Genomic DNA, 17,327 nt, shown 5'->3' with positions numbered 1-17,327 from the left:
TATTGGGATATCTGTGGTAGTCATATGGGTACGCTATTTTATGTACGGCTGCAAGAGGGAATCGGTGGATATTGGCTTCTTATCTCCTCAAGTTTTTTATCTGTCAGCGGCTTCTCAATCACATCCAGCACCAGCGAGCTTTTCTTGCAGTTGTGTTTATCTGTGTTGCTGATCGATGATGTGAGTACGTATACCTGTGGTATGGTCGGCGCATGACAAAGGATGGCTTCTAATGCCTCCAACATTTGCAAGCCATTCATCACCGGCATGTTCAAGTCCATCAGGATCATGGTGGGCAAACTGTCGTTCACCAAGTCGAGTCTCAATTGAGCTAAGGCATCAGGTGCGTGTTCAAAGCTGACGCAATGAGTTTCCGGCGCATAAAATGTAATTACCAGGCCAGTCAGGTAGAGGGTAACTTCATCATCATCAATCAAATATACTTTACTAAGCATAGTTTTTAAGTTTAATCTTGAAGCTGGTACCTTTATTTAATTCTGATGATACTTTGATACTGCCTTTGAGTATCTCCAGGTATGTCTTGACCAGGAAGAGCCCGATGCCCCTTCCCTGGTAACCTACATGAAATTTCTTGTAAATATTAAACAGGTCTTGTTGCACACTTTCCATGTCCATCCCAATACCATTGTCAGTGATTTTAAGAGTGACAGTTTCTTTCTTTTTGCAAGCGGTTATATGAAGCACAAGCGTTTTGTCTTTGTTCCTGAACTTGGCAGCATTCGAAAGCAGGTTTTTCAGTGTTTCCAGTAAGTAGGTTTTGTTGGAGAACAGCGTGATGTCCGGATCAACTTCAAGGTGTACATGGCAGGGCTCCCGGTTAAGTTTGTATTCCATAACCGCCAGTGCTTCGTTCACCACCTCTGCCAGGTATACCGTTTCGCAGTGGAGGTCCTCTTGCTGATCACGTATGGAGAGCACGTGGTTCATATCCCGGATGACCATGTCAAGATTGTGTGCCGATAACCTGATCTTCTGTACGAGCTGATCATAGATCGCATCATTTTTATCGACACGGCCCATCAGATTGGAAAGGCCCATGATATTGGCAGCCGGTGCCCGCAAGTTGTGTGATACCATGTAGCTGAAGTGCTGCAAATCATGATTCTGCCGAAACAGTTCATGGGTAGCTTTAACAAGATCTTCTTCTTTGGCTTTACGCTGCGAAATATCGGTCCTGATCGATATAAATTTTAGCAGCTCGCCGTTGTCACTAAACACAGGCGTGATCTCCTGGTAAAACCATATCTTTTTGCCAGCTTTTGTATAGTTCAGGATTTCTCCTCTAAAAGGTTTGCCACTGGCAATGCGCTTACGGATCTTGGCTAGCATTTTAGGATCGGTTTCATCACCAGCCAGCAGCCCCATCGTATCGCGCATTAGCACTTCGTTCAAAGTATAGCCGGTTACTTGCTCAAAAGCTTCGTTGGCCCATTCAACCTGTCCCAATTTGTTTTTAATCAGGATGCAGGTGTTCGTTTTACTGGCTACAAGGGATAGCTTCTCCAGGCGATCCTGTTCTTTCTTCTTTTCTGTGATATCTACTAAATGGATAGATATATCTTCCCCCGTCGGGTATACCTGAACATTGATAGTGGTGGCCTCATTATAGGGAGATATCTCCTCGGCAACAGCAGCTATACCTGTTGCTGCCACCTCAAGGCAGGTTTTGTAAAAACTGGTGTTCTTCGATCCGGGAAACAGATCCCAGATATTTTTTCCTAGCAAATCACTCTTCTCCATACCCAGATAGTCACAGTAAAAGCTGTTTACGTAGGTATAGCGCCATTCCCGATCAAGTGAGAAAAATGACTCTGGTACCCGTTCCATTATGTTATGCAACTGCTTGGACTGCGCCTCTATGTAGGTTTCGTATTTCTTCTGCAACGTGATGTCACGGGCTATACCTTGTATCTTCACAATGTCATGACCTATCACTACTGGCACAACCGCGATGGTCAGGTATACCTCCTCTCGATCAGGTTTAGCTATTGTCAGTTCAACCTGGTGAGCATTTCCCTCCAAGGCCCTCACAAAAGCATTCATAGCTATCGGAAGGTCTTTTTCGAGGACTAGCTCACGGAAATGTGCACCTTGGATCTCTTCGGGCTCAAAGCCCGTGAGGGTTGGGAAATTTTTGTTGACGAGTGTAAAAAAGCCCCCTCGGTCCAGTTCAAAAACAGCATCCGGGTGATTATGGAAGAGAGACTCGTAATGTGCCTGGGAACGGAGTTGATGCCGCTCCACTTCCACCCGCTCTGTTACATCAATTGAATTCGTAATATATCCTCGTATCTCGGGGTTGTCCGACATGTTAGTAATACGACACTGCATCCAGCGCCAACTCCCGTTATGATGCCTGAAACGAAAGTTAGGCAACTCGGTAGTTCTATTGAAGAGGGCACTTCCTAAGGCTGCTCCAACCAGTGGCTGGTCCTCTGGATGTATAAACTCGAATGCCGAACGTGAAACCAATTGCTCAGGTTGGTACCCAAGCAGGTTACTGACTGAACCACCTACAAACTGGTAGTTGCCTGAAGCATCTATGACAGAGAACAGCTCTGCACTGCTATCCATGATCGAGCTAATAAAATTCTCCTTCAGGCGAGCAAATTTCATAAGGGTAAATATTCTACTGTTAGATCATAAATTGTTTGTTTTAAAGGTTGCCCTATTTTTTGACATTTGAAATAAACTAAATTTTAATTAAATATGATTTATTCTATAAAATGAGAATATTTGATTGTTTTAAGCGTTTGATGCAGTTAATACCTATTTGTTATAGATGATATCCCTGCCCTATTATCCCCATTGTTTGTTATTTAATGCAATTTTATATTGATTAGAATATAGAACTATGCCGAGAATTACATGGGGTATATTTATAGATATATTCATCTGTCTCTTGTTAGCATTTACCTAAATTGAAATTTGGTTCAGCATTTTAGGTTTACAATTTTTCACTTATGTGAAAGCGGGAAATTATTCAGTATTGCATTAAATTATATCTGCATAACGATTGTTACTCCAACGAAAAGCGATAATTTGCAGATGAATCCGCTTCTCTTTTCACTCGGGTTTAATTGATTGCATGATGGAAACTTCATACGAGCTGCAAGTATTGCGACAAGAGCTCGAAAAAGAAAAAAAGGCACGGCAAGAGGCCGAATCGAAAGCCAACGCACTAACCACCGAATTACAAGTACTTCGCTCTCATCAGACGGATACGACGACAGAGTTCGTGCAAAATGTCATGCACATGGTTCCGAGCATTGTCTATATCTATGATCTAGAACAAAACAGGAGCATCTACCTCAACAATTGCATTAAAACAATCCTAGGCTATTCCCAGCAGGAGCTGGATGCCATGAACGGGCATTTCTTTATGTCTGTTGTTCAGGATGCCGATAAGCCTCTTCTACTCCAGCATACCTCAGGTATGCTCGATGCCCAGGACGGGGAAGTGCGTGAGATTACCTATAGTGTACGTGCCAGTGATGGCTCCAGCAGAATTCTTTACTGCCGAGAGGCAGTTTTCAAGCGCGATGCCGAGGGCAAAGTTTGCCAGATCATCGGTTCTGCTGAAGACACAACAAAACTGCGCCAGAAAAATCAGGAGCTTGCCCAGCAGAAAGAGTTTTATGAAGCCATTCTCAACAATCTGCCTTCGGATGTTGCAGTATACGACAATCAGCTGCGCTATATATTCGTTAACCCGGCTGCTGTTTCAGACCCGCATCTACGTGAGTGGATTATCAATAAAACAAACGAAGAATACTGCGCTTATCGTAACGTGCCCCTGCATCGGATCGAGTCTCGAGGGAAACATTTAATCAAGACAATAGAGGAGCGCCGTCAGGTTGCCTTTGAGGAGAAGCTGGTCGACAAGCAGGGGAATGTGAGCTACCATATCCGGAAGCTGAACCCTGTGCTGGATGATCAAGGCGAAATTAAGCTTATTATAGGGCACGGCCTCAATATCACCGACCTGCACAATGCCCAGCAGGAGATCAAAGCCAGCGAAGCAAAGATCCGTGCTATTCTGGATGCCATGCCTGACCTCATGTTCATCATCAATAAAAAGGGTTTATACCTGGAGATGCACAATGAACACACTTTACATGAGGTGGTAGAAGTATCTGATGTAGTTGGTAAAACTCTTAATGACATACTTCCGCCGCCGCTTAACCTGAAATTTTTTGATCTCATTCAAAAAGTGCTTTCCACCGGTCAGCTTCACTCTATTAATTATGAACTGGACTCCCGCTACTACGAAAGCCGCATTGTGAAGTACAATGAGGAGCAGGTACTTACCATTGTGCGCGATGTTACAGAAGAGCGTAAAGCGGCCATAGAAGTAAAAGAGAAAAATGACTTTATCAGGTTAGTGCTTGATACTAGTCCTTCCCTCATCTTTGTTAAAGATGGGCAAGGTAATTTTAAACTCGCCAACCAGGAGTGCGCCGCCTTATTTGGCTTAACTCCGGAAGATCTTATAAATCATAATACCAACGATTTGCACAACGTGCAGCATGAATTGCAGCATTACAACGATACTGACCAAATTGTGATCAAAACCGGGCAGGAACTGCGTGTGCAGGAAAGTCTTACCCTGCCTGATGGACACATGGAATGGTTTAATACCATTAAAAAACCACTCAAAACCAAAGACGGTGAAATCCATGTGCTGGGCATCTCAACGAATATTACAGAGCAGTACAACGCGAACAAACGTCTTGAGGAAAGTGAAGAACTGCATAGGCTGCTTTCAGAGAACTCCCGGGATCTTGTCTGCCTGCATGACCCTGAAGGCACTTACCTTTATGTGTCAAATGCCGTTGAGGAAATGCTTGGCTTCCAGCCATCCGATTTGATAGGCATCTCTGCCTATGACGTCATTCATCCGGAGGATGCTGATAAAGTGAGGACCATGGGGCATAAAGTAGCCTTGGAGGAGAAACACGACACGACAGTTCAGCATCGTAAGAAGCACCGCAATGGTTATTACATCTGGGTGGAAACCAGCATCAAGCCTATTACAGATAGTGATGGAAACGTTGTGAAGATACAGTCCTCTTCACGCGATATCACAGAACGCCGTTTAGCTGAAGAAGCCCTTAAGAAAAGTGAGAAAAAGTACCGTGACCTGATTGTATATAGCCAGGCTTACATGTGTACGCATGATATGCAGGGCGTAATCCTGTCAGTTAATCCATACCTGGTCCAGATGCTCGGTTACAAAGAGCACGAGCTCATTGGCAGAGAGTTGAAACAGTTCTTCCCGCTAATGGACCGCCAACGCTTCCCGGACTACCTGAAGCAGTTTGAAGACAATACCGTGGTACAAGGTATACTGTGTGTGCTGCGCAAAGACAAAGAGGAGCGTTTCCTCAATTACCAAAATTATAAAGTAAGTGAGGACGGTCAGGAGCCTTATGTTATCGGTATTGCACAGGATGTGACAGACCGTATCCAAACCGAGCGTGAACTCAAAAAAGCCAAAGAAGCGGCAGAGGAATCTGCCCGTGTGAAGGAGAACTTCCTGGCTAACATGAGCCACGAGATCAGAACGCCGCTCAACGGTATACTAGGTATGAGCGGGCTTCTGCACAAGACCCAGTTGGATGAAACACAGGTTAATTACCTGAAAATCATTAATCAGTCGGCGGACAATCTGCTGGTAGTTATCAATGATATTCTGGATGTGGCCAAGATTGAAGCCGGTAAACTGGAACTGGAGTCTATTCCTTTCAAAATTGAGGATACCGTGCACGCCGCCTGCCAGACCCTCAAATACAAGGCTGAAGAAAAGGACATCGCACTACAGCTTGGAACACTGGACCTGCCACAAACACTGCTGCAGGGTGACCCATACCGCCTGAATCAGATCTTGCTGAACCTGCTAAACAATGCCATCAAGTTTACGGAGGAAGGAAGTGTGACCCTGCATGCCAAAACACTGGAGGAAACACCCACTACCCTTACCATTGAATTTTCTGTAGTTGACACAGGTATAGGCGTACCGGCTGACAAGAAGGACCTTATTTTTGAAGGCTTTACGCAGGCTTACTCCAGTATTACCCGTAAGTATGGCGGTACTGGGTTGGGGCTTAGCATCTGTAAAAACCTGGTAGAACGCCAGGGAGGTGATATCTGGGTAGAAGACAACCCGGAGGGAGGAAGTGTCTTCCACTTTATGATCACTTACCCGAAGAGCGAAATGGATCAGTTGCCGGAAGATGAAGCCTCCGATATTGACTATGGCAGCCTGGGTGCTGTGAAGGTGCTGCTGGCGGAAGATAATGAAGTGAATATTTTTCTGGCGCAGTCTATTATGGAAGACTGGGGTTTTGAACTTGACGTTGCCGTCAACGGGCTTGAGGCTGTGCAAATGGTGAAGCAATCAGACTATGACATCGTCTTGATGGATATTCAGATGCCGGAACTAAGTGGTATAGATGCCACCTTGCAGATCAGGGCTATAGGCGACGAGAAGAAAGCAAACATTCCTATCATTGCTCTGACAGCCAACGCCTTGAAAGGTGATGCTGAAAAGTACCTGAGCGCTGGTATGAATGACTATCTCTCTAAACCTTTTGATGAAGAAGTGTTGTATGCCAAAATCGCCAATCTGCTGCCAGAGAAGCGTGACAGCGGCGAGTTGCGGGAAAAGCATGTCGTACAGGAACAAGAGGTAATCCTGCACGCAGAACCGCTTTATAGTATGGAGATCATCCGGAAGATGTCCCATAATAATGAAGCCTTCATGAACCGAGCGCGTCAGCTTTTCGCAGATACTATTCCAATCACCGTACGTGACATGCAGCAAGCCATGGAACAGGGAGACTGGAAAACAGTAGGTGCACTGGCCCATAAGGTAAAATCTACCATCGATACCATGAAGATTGAGTCTTTGAAGGAGATTGTGCGCTTTGTAGAGTCGAATGCAAAAGAAGAGTCCCGCTTAAACGAAGTTCGTGAGGGCGTTATAAAGATCGGACAGGTGCTGCTGCTGGTAGTGGCTGACATCTGTGCTGAGATAACCTCCTAGAAAGCGTATAATAAAATCGGAGCCTGCCCTGTTAGCTTAATAAAGTTAGCAGGGCAGGCTTTTTTGTAAAGGTTTATCGCAAACCATCGTAAGCCCTAATTAAGTTCTATACAAATTTTATGATACCTTCTACCCTATCCTCCAAGTCCATACCTGATCTAGATGAAATAACTGGACTGCGCCATCACCTGCACCAGCATCCAGAACTCTCTGGCCTGGAGTACGAAACAAGCCATACCTTACAGTGTTTTTTGAAGCGCTATCAACCAGATGAAATTATCACAGACCTGGGAGGTAACGGGTTTGCAGCAGTTTTTAATGGACAGGATGTGAAGGCTGGTCCCACTGTGCTGTTTCGTGCCGAGTTAGATGCGCTTCCCATACTGGAGCAGAACGAGATGGCCTATACTTCTATTCGAAAGGGCGTAAGCCATAAATGTGGGCACGATGGGCATATGGCCATATTGGTCGGGCTGGCTAGTTTGTTACACCATGGTCCGCCTGAGACAGGCCGAATCGTTTTGCTTTTCCAGCCCGCAGAAGAAACAGGCGCCGGGGCCTGGGCGGTACTGCATGCACCAGCCTTTCAGGAGATCGCGCCCGATCATGTGTTCGCCCTGCATAATATGCCCGGTCTTCCTATGGGACAGGTCGTAGTGCGGGAACAAATATTTGCAGCCGCTTCAGTAGGCCTGCAAGTGAAGTTACAGGGCAAAGAGTCACACGCTGCCGAACCGGAGAATGGATTGAACCCTGGAGAAGGTATGAGCGAACTGATACAGGCACTGAACGCCCTGATACGTGACCAGCAAAGTTACCGGGACCTGACCCTGCTTACCGTGGTGCATGCCCGATTGGGCGAGGTGGCTTTCGGAACGAACCCTGGATTTGCAACCGTGATGGCAACGCTGCGAGCTTTTGAGCAAGAAGATCTGAACCAGCTGAAAGCTTTTGCTATAGAAGCTGTTAAGCTGGTGTCATGTAAGTATGGGTTAAAGTATGAATTAGAATGGGTAGAAGAATTCCCTGCGACACGCAACAGTAGTGAAGCAGTAGATATGATCGAGCAGGCTGCCCGGTATTTGAGCATGGAGGTGAAGCAGGCAACTCAACCGGTGCGCTGGTCAGAGGACTTTGGTCACTTTACTAACAGGTATAGCGGGGCTCTTTTTGGGTTGGGTTCAGGTCCGGAGCAGCCCCAGTTACACCATGCTGACTATGACTTCCCGGATGAGCTTATACCTGCAGGAGCCTCTCTCTTTTATCGAATTGCACAATCCATTCTAACCCCTTAGCCGCTTCATGTTTTATAGCTCTTATATTGAAATAAGCCGTTCGGCTTTAGTGCATAACCTGAATTTCATTAAAGCCCAGCTCAAGCCTGGTGTGCGTTTTTCTTCCGTCATCAAAGGGAATGCCTATGGCCACGGTATTGAAGAGTATGGCAAGTTGGCCTATACCTGTGGAGTAGATCATTTTTCAGTTTTCAGTGCTGACGAGGCCTATCGCCTGCAGCAGGTACTCCCCCATACCGCCACCATCATGATCATGGGGTATATTGATGATGATGAGCTGACCTGGGCTATCACCCATGATATTGAGTTCTATGTTTTCTCGCTGGACAGATTGGAAAAAGCAGGAAAGGCGGCACTCTCTTTACAAAAGCCAGCCCGCATCCACCTCGACCTGGAGACAGGGATGAACCGCATTGGTTTAGATACCCACGAAATCGAAAGAGCTGCAGATATGATACTTCAACAGCCCGGTGCATTTGAAGTAGTAGGTGTCTCAACGCATTATGCTGGTGCCGAGAGTAGCGAAAACCATGATCGTGTGACAAACCAGTTGTATAAATACCATATGGCAGTGCGCTCCTTAAAGCAAAAGGGGCTCCGGATAGAGACACTTCACACGGCCTGTTCAGCAGCCGTGATGGCATATCCTGAAACGCATTTAGACATGGTTCGGGTAGGAATCATGCAGTATGGCTTTTGGTCGAGCCCGGAAATATACCAGCGCTACATGGGGATTAGTACCGACCGGATGGACCCGCTCAGGAGACTGATCAATTGGAAAAGTCACGTGATGAGCCTGAAACTGGTACCTGCTGGTGAGTATATTGGTTATGGCACGAGTTATCAGACTGTTAGTGAAATGCTCATCGCCGCTATACCTGTCGGTTATTCCTGGGGCTTTAGTCGAAGCTTAAGTAACCAGGGAGAAGTATTGATCAGGTCGCACCGGGCACCTGTTGTCGGTATTGTTAACATGAATGTACTGATGGTAGACGTGACAGGTATACCGGATGTATCACTCAAAGATGAGGCTGTATTGCTTGGCAAGCAGGGGAATGAACACATCACAGTTGCATCCTTCGCAGAACTGAGTACACAACTCAATTATGAGCTGCTGACGCGACTTCCCTTAAACATCCCCCGAATTATCATCGATTAGATGTTGCTCCCGATTATTTCATCTGCCTGGTGCAGTTCATAACCGCAATTATCACAGAAGTTGGCAGACAAAGCATGCCCTTCCTTGTGGCAATTTGGGCAGACACGGGTAGTCGTGTTCAGTCGCTCTGCATTGGCCAGTTCCACTGATACGATACCCGTAGGCACAGCAATGATGCCATAACCCAAGATCATAAGGCAACTGGCCAGGAATTGTCCCAGCGGTGTGACAGGCGTGATATCGCCAAAGCCTACCGTTGTGAGTGTAACAATGGCCCAATAGATGCTTTTGGGAATACTGGTGTAGCCGCTTTCTCTGCCTTCAATCACATACATCAAAGCACCCATCACAATGACCAACATCAGCACAACACCCAAAAAAACCGTGATTTTGGTTAAGCTGCCACGCAAAGCTTTGGAGAGCACCTGTCCTTCATTAACAAAACTGGTGAGTCGAAAAACCCTGGCAATACGCAGCAGGCGAAACACCCGGATCACCAACAGGTATTGCGAACCTACTACAAACAGACTCAGGTAAGTAGGTATGATAGCCAGAAAGTCGATGATCCCAAAAAAAGAGAAAACATAGTTTAAAGGCCTTTGCGAACTGTAAATGCGAAGGATGTATTCTATTGTGAAAAGAATAGTGAAAGCCCACTCCAGCGTCTGAAAGATGAGCAGGTAGTCCCTTCGCAAATCCACTACACTCTCTAGTGAGACCACCACAACACTGGCCACTATGATAATCAGCAGGATAATGTCAAACATTCTCCCTGATGGCGTCTCAGCTTCAAATATAATGCTGTAGAGCTTTCGTTTTAAAGAACCATTTTGCTGACTTGCCATACGCTAGCTTATAAAGTAGATGAAACTCTCACAGAATCGCGACGGAAACGATTGGCCATATACTGCTCGATCCGTCGTTCGTATTCCGTCACTTTGGCTGGGTCTACGAATACAGCACTTTTATTTTTCGCCATGTCAGCCTTTTGCGGTTTTTTCCATCCGATCATAACCAACATAACTGTGTCGAGCTTTTCTTTGTTTTCTGCTACAGACACAATTTCCCCCACCTCTACTTTATCTATCTCCGGGAAGATCAGCTTGAGCTCCCGACTTGCGCTGACAGGCGTGAAAGAATTAGCCAGTCGCATCACACTATCGGCACGTTGGCTCTGCATATTCTGAATCTCAATCGTTTTGAGAAAGTCTTTGGTCAGGTTGTTGGTGATGTCGGAGGCCATGCGTCGCACATCTTCAGCTGACACATCGAGCTGCACGAGTTTAACCTGGTGCTTGGGCAATGAGTTCTTAGCCAGCAGTGTGTTATAGTGTGTGATCAGTGTATCCGGCACCGGATTGCCCACACTGTAGATTTTAATGGTATTGAGCGAATCAGTATCAGTTACCTCCCATTTGATGATCTCATTATTCCGGCTGGCGAAGTCACGCACAACAAGGTTTTCGATCTTCTTTTTGGTCTGTACACTTTGGTAAATGTTATAAAGGAAGTATGCGCTAGGCGATACCACTATAAATAGCATGACGGCCATGATACGGGCTACACGGCGCTCTGTGGCCTTGTCTACGTAGTGCTTGATGTCAAACTTCAGGTACTTCACGATCAGGAAAGTCGCGAGGCTGATGAAGACGGCGTTGATAAAGAACAGGTAAAAGCCCCCGAAAAAGAAATCAAAACGGCCCAGGGCCAGTCCGTAACCCGCTGTACACAGCGGCGGCATCAGGGCGGTGGCGATGGCCACGCCAGGTATAGCGTTCGATTTGTCTGACCTCGAAATGGAAACTATACCTGCCACACCTCCAAAGAAGGCCACCATCACATCCAGTAGCGTCGGTTTAGTACGGGCAAGCAGTTCGTTGGTAGGCTCTCCCAGTGGAGTGATCATGAAATAAAACGTGCTCACGATCAGGCCGGCTGCCGCTGCGAGTGATAGGTTCTTAACAGAGGCCCATAACATTTCGCGGTCATTGATGCCAACCGACAGACCCACTCCCAGAATCGGAGACATGAGAGGGGAAATAAGCATGGCCCCGATAATTACAGCGCCGGATCCAGTGTCAAGGCCAATAGAAGCCAGCATGGCAGAGCAGATCAGCATCCAGGTGTTATTGCCGCGGACAGGAATTTTATCGTAAATTTCGCGAATAGTGCCCGGCTCATCGGTCTCGTGGATGATGTTGAGCACACTGTCCAGCGCCCTCTTAATCGAATCGAAAATCATAAACAGGAATTAGCAATTCCTGTAAAAATAGCTTTTTTTCGCTTAAGTCCCCAATTATAAGCTCAGCGTTGGGAGGGTATGTGGCAGTACAGAGGTGTCGTTGAGGGCTTTTACCAACTGATTTATTTTTACGCGATCACCTGTATTCTTCGTTATTTCATCCGCATCTGATAAGACCTGTTGCGCTTCAATCGCGATCGGAGCTAGTCGCTTTGGGTTGCTTTTTGCGGCGAGTGCGACGTTTTTGAGCAGGTTCAGCATGCGTAGCACTATGACAGGATCTTCTCTGCCATATACCCGGATTGGCCCCAGACAATGACTCAACAGGTCCTCAAATGTCACCTCATCCAGGCGTAGACGGAGTATATTATCTTTATCATGAAAGATTTTCTCGTCAGTCAGTTGCATCCGGATGATAAAGAGGTCGGTTAAGTAGTCGATCGCTTTAATCGCAGTGCCTGGGTCATTCACACTGGGGCTCAAAGCTTTGACAGCACTTTCAGTAATCTGTTTGAAACCATAGAGATAGTTCAGGTCGGCGAGTTCTTCCTGGTAATAACTGACATTCTCGTAAAGCTCATTACAAAAAGCCGCTTTATCTTTCAGAGTGCCGGCTACTTTTGCAAATGGCAAACCTTTTATCACAAAATCGCCTAGTGGCTGCATGAATTCCAGCACCACATCATGCTTTCTACAAAGTTCTATCATAGATTTCTTATCGACCTTTTGCAGGTATCCACTGAAGTCGCTGTTGAGTTCTTGCCAAAGTCCCGTTTCGAAAATGGCGGGAAGCACCTTGCCCTCGTCTTTAGCGATTTCCTCTCGCAATTTATCCAGAGTCAGCTTGTAGATACTCTCCAGGATATTGCCGATCTGAATGGCAGCTGAGATGGAATGTATAAAGTATACAAAGAATGCCAGACAAAGGATCGTAAAGCACATCGCCATGAATACCGCCAGACCAGGCAGGTCGGCATCATAACTTTCAGAGCGGATATTTACCATGACAACCAAGGTATAAATCAGTGTTCCCAGGTATAATCCCAGTACTTTTTGATTTGACTTAGAGGAGATCAGACCTGGTATAACACGGGGCGAGAAGTTGGCGCTGGCCTGATTGAGGACCAGCATCACCATTGTAAAACTGAACACGATCAGAGAGAAGATTCCGGTGGCGATCGAGCTGAGGATCATGGTGGCTGTTTCGCCGTGTGTGATGATAAAAAATGGCAATTCATCTTTCAGCGACTTACTAATTCCCCTTGTTTCAAAATAGATCATCAGTACTGCAATCCCAAAAAAGATCAGTGAAATGATGGTCGGGTAAAAACCTATGCTGGTATAGATGAACTGAATGACAAGCTTCAGCCGGTTTATGATTTTCTTCATAGTGCGGTGGCGGGGTTACAATGTTTTATTTTACTACATGCTTTGGTTATAAGTTATAAAAACAAAAGAGCCGATAGCGACAAGCTACCGGCTCCTGATCATAAGCAGGTTGAATTATTCGAAAGGTGTTTTGATCAAATCTGCTTCCCAACTCATCATTTTGAGCAGGTATAAACGCAGCATCGGATTATACTGGAGAGCATAGGTCAAATCCTCCTTTTTAACTTTTATCAATTTAGAGGGTTCCAGTGTGAAAGCTGTAAAACTATAAACGGGATGAAGCAAGTCTGTGATGCCTATTAAAAAATCAGGAGGAGCCACTACTTGCTCATCCATATCGGTTGTGATATCGGTTACTGCCACACTTCCCTCCGTCAACAGGTATAAGAAGTCTGTCTCCTCCCCCTTTCTAAAAAGGCAACTACCCGTGGCAAAGCTTTCCAGCTCTCCCGCTAAGATGCCTCTTTCAATGAAATCACGAACCAACATGTTGGCTGACTTACAAATTTTTCAAACTAAGCTGCAGCTCCTTTTCTTTCTGCTTGCTGGCACAATTCACACAACAACCGGAACAGGGCTTTTTCTTATTCTGGCGATAAGTTAATAAGGGTATACGGGTATGAAAGGCCATGGTCTTCATGTAATTGCTGCTAAAAAGACGCTCCATCAGGTAATTGTCCTGCGTGGCCAGAATCAGCATGTCAGCCGAGGCTTGTTCTGAGAACTCACTCACCCCTTCCAGCACATCTTCTTCTTCCAGTAGCTTAAGTTCTACGTTACGTCCCTTCAACTGCTTTTCCAATTCCAGCAAGGCGGCTTTGTAGGTGCATAGCTGTGTACGCTCATCTTCGCTGTATACCTGCACCAGGGTAAGCTTTGCCTGCAGCTGCTGGGCCAGGTCCGCTATCCGGAAAAGTACGCGCTGGTCCTGATCCGTAAAGTCGGTTGCGAACACCAGGTGCTTTAACTTTCGGTATCTGATGGAGGTTGGGAGTACCATGACAGGGCATGGAATAAGATCCATCATTGCGGATGTCATTTCAGCAGATTCACCTGTCAGCCCTTTATTCGCCCGGGCACCGGCGTCCACTAGCACCAGGTCGACTTGGTAATCCTGCACCACAGACGCAATGCTGTCGAGGATCTGACCGGGGCGCACAATGCAATCGAATGGTACAGTAACTTTAGCGGCCATGAACTCGCGACTAAAGACACGTTCAGCAAAGGAGCGTAACTTTTGAATACAACTGCTCTGCTGCGTGAAGGTCATATCAGCGGTTTTGCAGGCATGGAACAGGTATAGCTCAGCACCCAGCGCATGAGCAAGTTGCCCGGCGTAATAGAGCAGATCCTCCCCTGTCTCATTCATTTCCATGGGTACCAGAATGCGTTTTGTCTGCGATAGCGTTGTCATTGTGATCATGTTTTGTATAGTGAAGGTATAGGTCGTTTGGTCCGGCTGCTTGAGCTGCATCACCTGGAAAAGTGACGTTTAACATAACTTGTATAAAGCTATTTTGGCTTTGAGCAGCAGCTCATTTCGGTTGTATGCTGTGCAGTCTGTACTACTTTGGGGCTCAGGTATGGAATGCCCAGACCTAGTCCGCGCACGATAAACAGTACTGCCAGTGTCATCCCCACATAAGGTACTGCGCGGTTGAACATGCCCCGCACCTTTAAGCTGATCAGCTTACCTGAGAGCGAGACGATGTACATGAGTGGGAAAGTGCCCAATCCGAAAAGTGTCATGTACAACATGGCTCCTCCTATACCTGGGGCGCTGATCGCGCCGGCCAGGGCAATGTAAACGAAACCGCAGGGAAGCAGTCCGTTGAGCATGCCCACCATAAAAAGCGAACCCAGTGAGTTTTTCTGAAAGTAATAGCCGAGCTTTTTGCGTACCCAGCCTATCAATTTGTCTGTTCCAAGTACGTTGGAAGCCCTGCCTTTGAGAGCGGCTGGCAGCACGAGCAATAAGAGTATCAGTACGCCTGATACGATAGAGACTGTTTGTTGTAAGCCTGCCATCTCAAGTGACTGGCCAAAGGCGCCTGCGAGCGCGCCCAACGAAGCGTAGGTAACGATGCGACCACCATTGTACAGGAGCCGACCGGCGTAGTAACGCCAGCCGGAGCTCCCGACAAATGGTAGCGCCATTGCTATAGGGCCGCACATCCCGACACAATGGAAACTGCCTAATATTCCAAATAGAAAACCTGCCCAGATCATGGCCTTACTTTATTTGAATTGTTTTTTCTGAATAATATGCTTCTGCTCCGTCACTAAAGTGCACACGAACTTTCCACAAACCTTTTTCAAGATTTACTACTTCTATGAGTTGGCTTAAGTCGCGACCCAATTGCAGCGGCATTTGCTGGTCCAGCTTATCGTCTGATGGGCGGAAAAGGGTCACCATACCAGTTAACTTTTTGTCGCTGTAAGTGGCGGGTACCTGCAATAGAATGGTCTGGCCCTCCTCCTTATAAGTTAGCATTACATCGCCCAGCGCCTGTGTGCGGCGCACGCGGTCAATCTGATCCTGGTAGGCGATCTCCTGCGCATAATAATCTTTGCTGACCAGGTCTACATCCTGCTTCATGGCCAGTACCACGAAGTAGACGATATAGCCCATAAAGGAAACCAGCCCGATAACGATGGCATAAGGCCAGAAAGTGAATTTTTTATTTTTATCAGTTTTCATGATGATTGCTCTTGAATAATGGCTTTTAGTTAAGCTGTCTTTATTTAGCAGGGGCCAGAAACTTGGTATCCTGCGTGGTGATTAACTTACCTTTGTGATACACGCCGATCTCGATCTTGGCGTTCCTACCTGTCAGTTGGCTCTGTGGGATCTCCGCAAAGAACACCCCGTCTGCTTTGCCCTGTGCCGGCAGCACCAGTTCACTGCCTACCATCTGAACTGTACCGTCTTTGTTTAGCAATTTCAGGGTCAGGGGCATATCGATATTCGTTTTATTGATCACCGAGATGTTGTACAGGTTCTTTACCGTGCCTTGCTCTGTTTTCTGGTATAGCTGGCCAGGTGTTCGCAGGACGGTTGCTTGAGCATCATCGCGGGTTAATAGCAACGTTGTCAAAGCAACTAATAGGAGCAGCAACACGGCACTATAGCCCATGACACGTGGCGTAAACAGCTTCCACTGACGTCCTTCTGCGATAGCCTCCTCAGAATCATAGCGGATCAGGCCCTCAGGTTTGTCGATCATGCGCATGATGTCGTTGCAGACATCGATGCAAGCTGTACAGTTAATGCACTCCAGCTGCTGTGCGCCGTTTCGGATGTCTATACCTGTGGGACATACCTGCACGCATTGTTTACAGTCGATGCAGTCACCCTCTGTGCGTTCCTGGCCTTTGCGTAGTTTGCCGCGCGGCTCGCCACGACCGTAGTCATAAGCTACTGTCAGACTCTTTGTGTCGAGCATTACGCCCTGCAGACGGCCATAGGGACATACGATGGTACATACCTGCTCTCTGAAATAGGCAAATACCCAGTAGAACACTCCTGTAAAGGCGATTATAGAGCCAAAGCCACCCAGGTGATTAGCCGGATTGTCTGTGATGATCTGTTTCAGGGCGTCTATCCCGATGATATAAGCCAGAAAAGTATTGGCAATGACAAAGGAAATCAAAAGGAAGATGGCCGTCTTGGCGCTTTTCTTGAGGATTTTCTCCGTATTCCAGGGCATTTTGTTTAGTGCTCGCTGCTTGGTATAGTCTCCTTCAATCAAGTACTCAATGCGACGGAAGACCATTTCGAGGAAGATGGTCTGCGGACACACCCAGCCACAAAATAACCTGCCATACACTACCGTGAAAAGAATGATGAACACCACCATGGCCAGAAAGGCCACCACCAGGATGAAGAAATCCTGAGGCCAGAAGAGAATGCCAAAGATCACGAATTTGCGCTCGATGATGTTCAGCATCAATAGCGGTAGCCCGTTGATCTTAATGAAAGGCCCGGCAAACAGGAAGGCCAGCAAGCCATAGCTTACCCACTTTCTGTAGTCGTAGAGTTTACCCTTGGGTTTTTTGGGGTATACCCATACCCTTTTACCATGCTCGTCTACTGTCGAGATATGGTCACGGAACTCGTCCGGAGCTGTTTGTAATTTAGTTGCCATGGCAGTTTAATTTGTGCGGATATTA

At 46.7% G+C, this 17,327-nt stretch carries 13 protein-coding genes; 3 read left to right on the top strand and 10 right to left on the bottom strand.

Annotation, left to right across the window (positions count from 1 at the left end):
* Window positions 1-38: 38 nt before the first annotated feature.
* On the bottom strand, window positions 39-455 hold the full coding sequence (locus AC5FX6_RS04115; protein WP_493595756.1) for a response regulator: 417 nt from the start codon (window positions 453-455) through the stop codon (window positions 39-41).
* Window positions 448-2,637 (bottom strand): PAS domain-containing sensor histidine kinase, encoded by a 2,190-nt coding sequence (locus tag AC5FX6_RS04110; RefSeq protein ID WP_493595755.1) that lies wholly within the window; start codon window positions 2,635-2,637, stop codon window positions 448-450. Before AC5FX6_RS04110 ends, AC5FX6_RS04115 begins: the two co-directional genes overlap by 8 nt.
* Before the next feature lie 472 nt (window positions 2,638-3,109).
* On the opposite strand from AC5FX6_RS04110, the gene AC5FX6_RS04105 reads away from it, so the two are divergent.
* The 3 genes from AC5FX6_RS04105 (at window position 3,110) to alr (ending at window position 9,523) form a co-directional block, all read left to right on the top strand.
* The gene (locus tag AC5FX6_RS04105) at window positions 3,110-7,069 is read left to right on the top strand and encodes a PAS domain S-box protein (RefSeq protein ID WP_493595754.1); all 3,960 of its coding nucleotides are present in this window, start codon (window positions 3,110-3,112) and stop codon (window positions 7,067-7,069) included.
* A gap of 119 nt (window positions 7,070-7,188) precedes the next feature.
* The gene (locus AC5FX6_RS04100) at window positions 7,189-8,364 is read left to right on the top strand and encodes an amidohydrolase (protein WP_493595753.1); all 1,176 of its coding nucleotides are present in this window, start codon (window positions 7,189-7,191) and stop codon (window positions 8,362-8,364) included.
* A 7-nt stretch (window positions 8,365-8,371) separates the two neighbouring features.
* Window positions 8,372-9,523 carry an alanine racemase gene (gene alr, locus AC5FX6_RS04095; RefSeq protein ID WP_493595752.1) on the top strand — a complete coding sequence of 384 codons (1,152 nt, stop codon included), beginning with the start codon at window positions 8,372-8,374 and terminating at the stop codon, window positions 9,521-9,523.
* Here alr and AC5FX6_RS04090 read toward each other — a convergent pair.
* The 8 genes from AC5FX6_RS04090 to ccoG form a co-directional block, all read right to left on the bottom strand.
* Complete coding sequence (locus tag AC5FX6_RS04090; RefSeq protein WP_493595751.1) at window positions 9,520-10,368, bottom strand: ion transporter; 849 nt, start codon at window positions 10,366-10,368, stop codon at window positions 9,520-9,522. The two genes, alr and AC5FX6_RS04090, sit on opposite strands and share 4 nt — an antisense overlap.
* 8 nt (window positions 10,369-10,376) lie before the next feature.
* On the bottom strand, window positions 10,377-11,765 hold the full coding sequence (locus AC5FX6_RS04085) for a TIGR00341 family protein (RefSeq protein WP_493595750.1): 1,389 nt from the start codon (window positions 11,763-11,765) through the stop codon (window positions 10,377-10,379).
* Window positions 11,766-11,819: 54 nt separating this feature from the next.
* Window positions 11,820-13,154, bottom strand: a complete 1,335-nt coding sequence (locus AC5FX6_RS04080) for a DUF2254 domain-containing protein (RefSeq protein ID WP_493595749.1) — start codon at window positions 13,152-13,154, stop codon at window positions 11,820-11,822.
* Window positions 13,155-13,268: 114 nt separating this feature from the next.
* Window positions 13,269-13,643 carry a Crp/Fnr family transcriptional regulator gene (locus AC5FX6_RS04075; RefSeq protein WP_493595748.1) on the bottom strand — a complete coding sequence of 125 codons (375 nt, stop codon included), beginning with the start codon at window positions 13,641-13,643 and terminating at the stop codon, window positions 13,269-13,271.
* 10 nt (window positions 13,644-13,653) lie between these two features.
* Window positions 13,654-14,628, bottom strand: a complete 975-nt coding sequence (locus tag AC5FX6_RS04070) for a universal stress protein (RefSeq protein ID WP_493596638.1) — start codon at window positions 14,626-14,628, stop codon at window positions 13,654-13,656.
* A 38-nt stretch (window positions 14,629-14,666) separates the two neighbouring features.
* On the bottom strand, window positions 14,667-15,383 hold the full coding sequence (locus tag AC5FX6_RS04065) for a sulfite exporter TauE/SafE family protein (protein WP_493595747.1): 717 nt from the start codon (window positions 15,381-15,383) through the stop codon (window positions 14,667-14,669).
* Window positions 15,384-15,387: 4 nt separating this feature from the next.
* Window positions 15,388-15,855 (bottom strand): FixH family protein, encoded by a 468-nt coding sequence (locus AC5FX6_RS04060; RefSeq protein WP_493595746.1) that lies wholly within the window; start codon window positions 15,853-15,855, stop codon window positions 15,388-15,390.
* Between the two features lie 40 nt (window positions 15,856-15,895).
* Window positions 15,896-17,302 carry a cytochrome c oxidase accessory protein CcoG gene (gene ccoG / locus AC5FX6_RS04055; protein WP_493595745.1) on the bottom strand — a complete coding sequence of 469 codons (1,407 nt, stop codon included), beginning with the start codon at window positions 17,300-17,302 and terminating at the stop codon, window positions 15,896-15,898.
* Between the last annotated feature and the right edge of the window lie 25 nt (window positions 17,303-17,327).

The organism is Pontibacter sp. LHS2 (assembly GCF_058932845.1).
The sequence above is the reverse complement of the archived record's forward strand: the minus strand, read 5'-3'. Positions and strand labels throughout refer to the sequence as shown.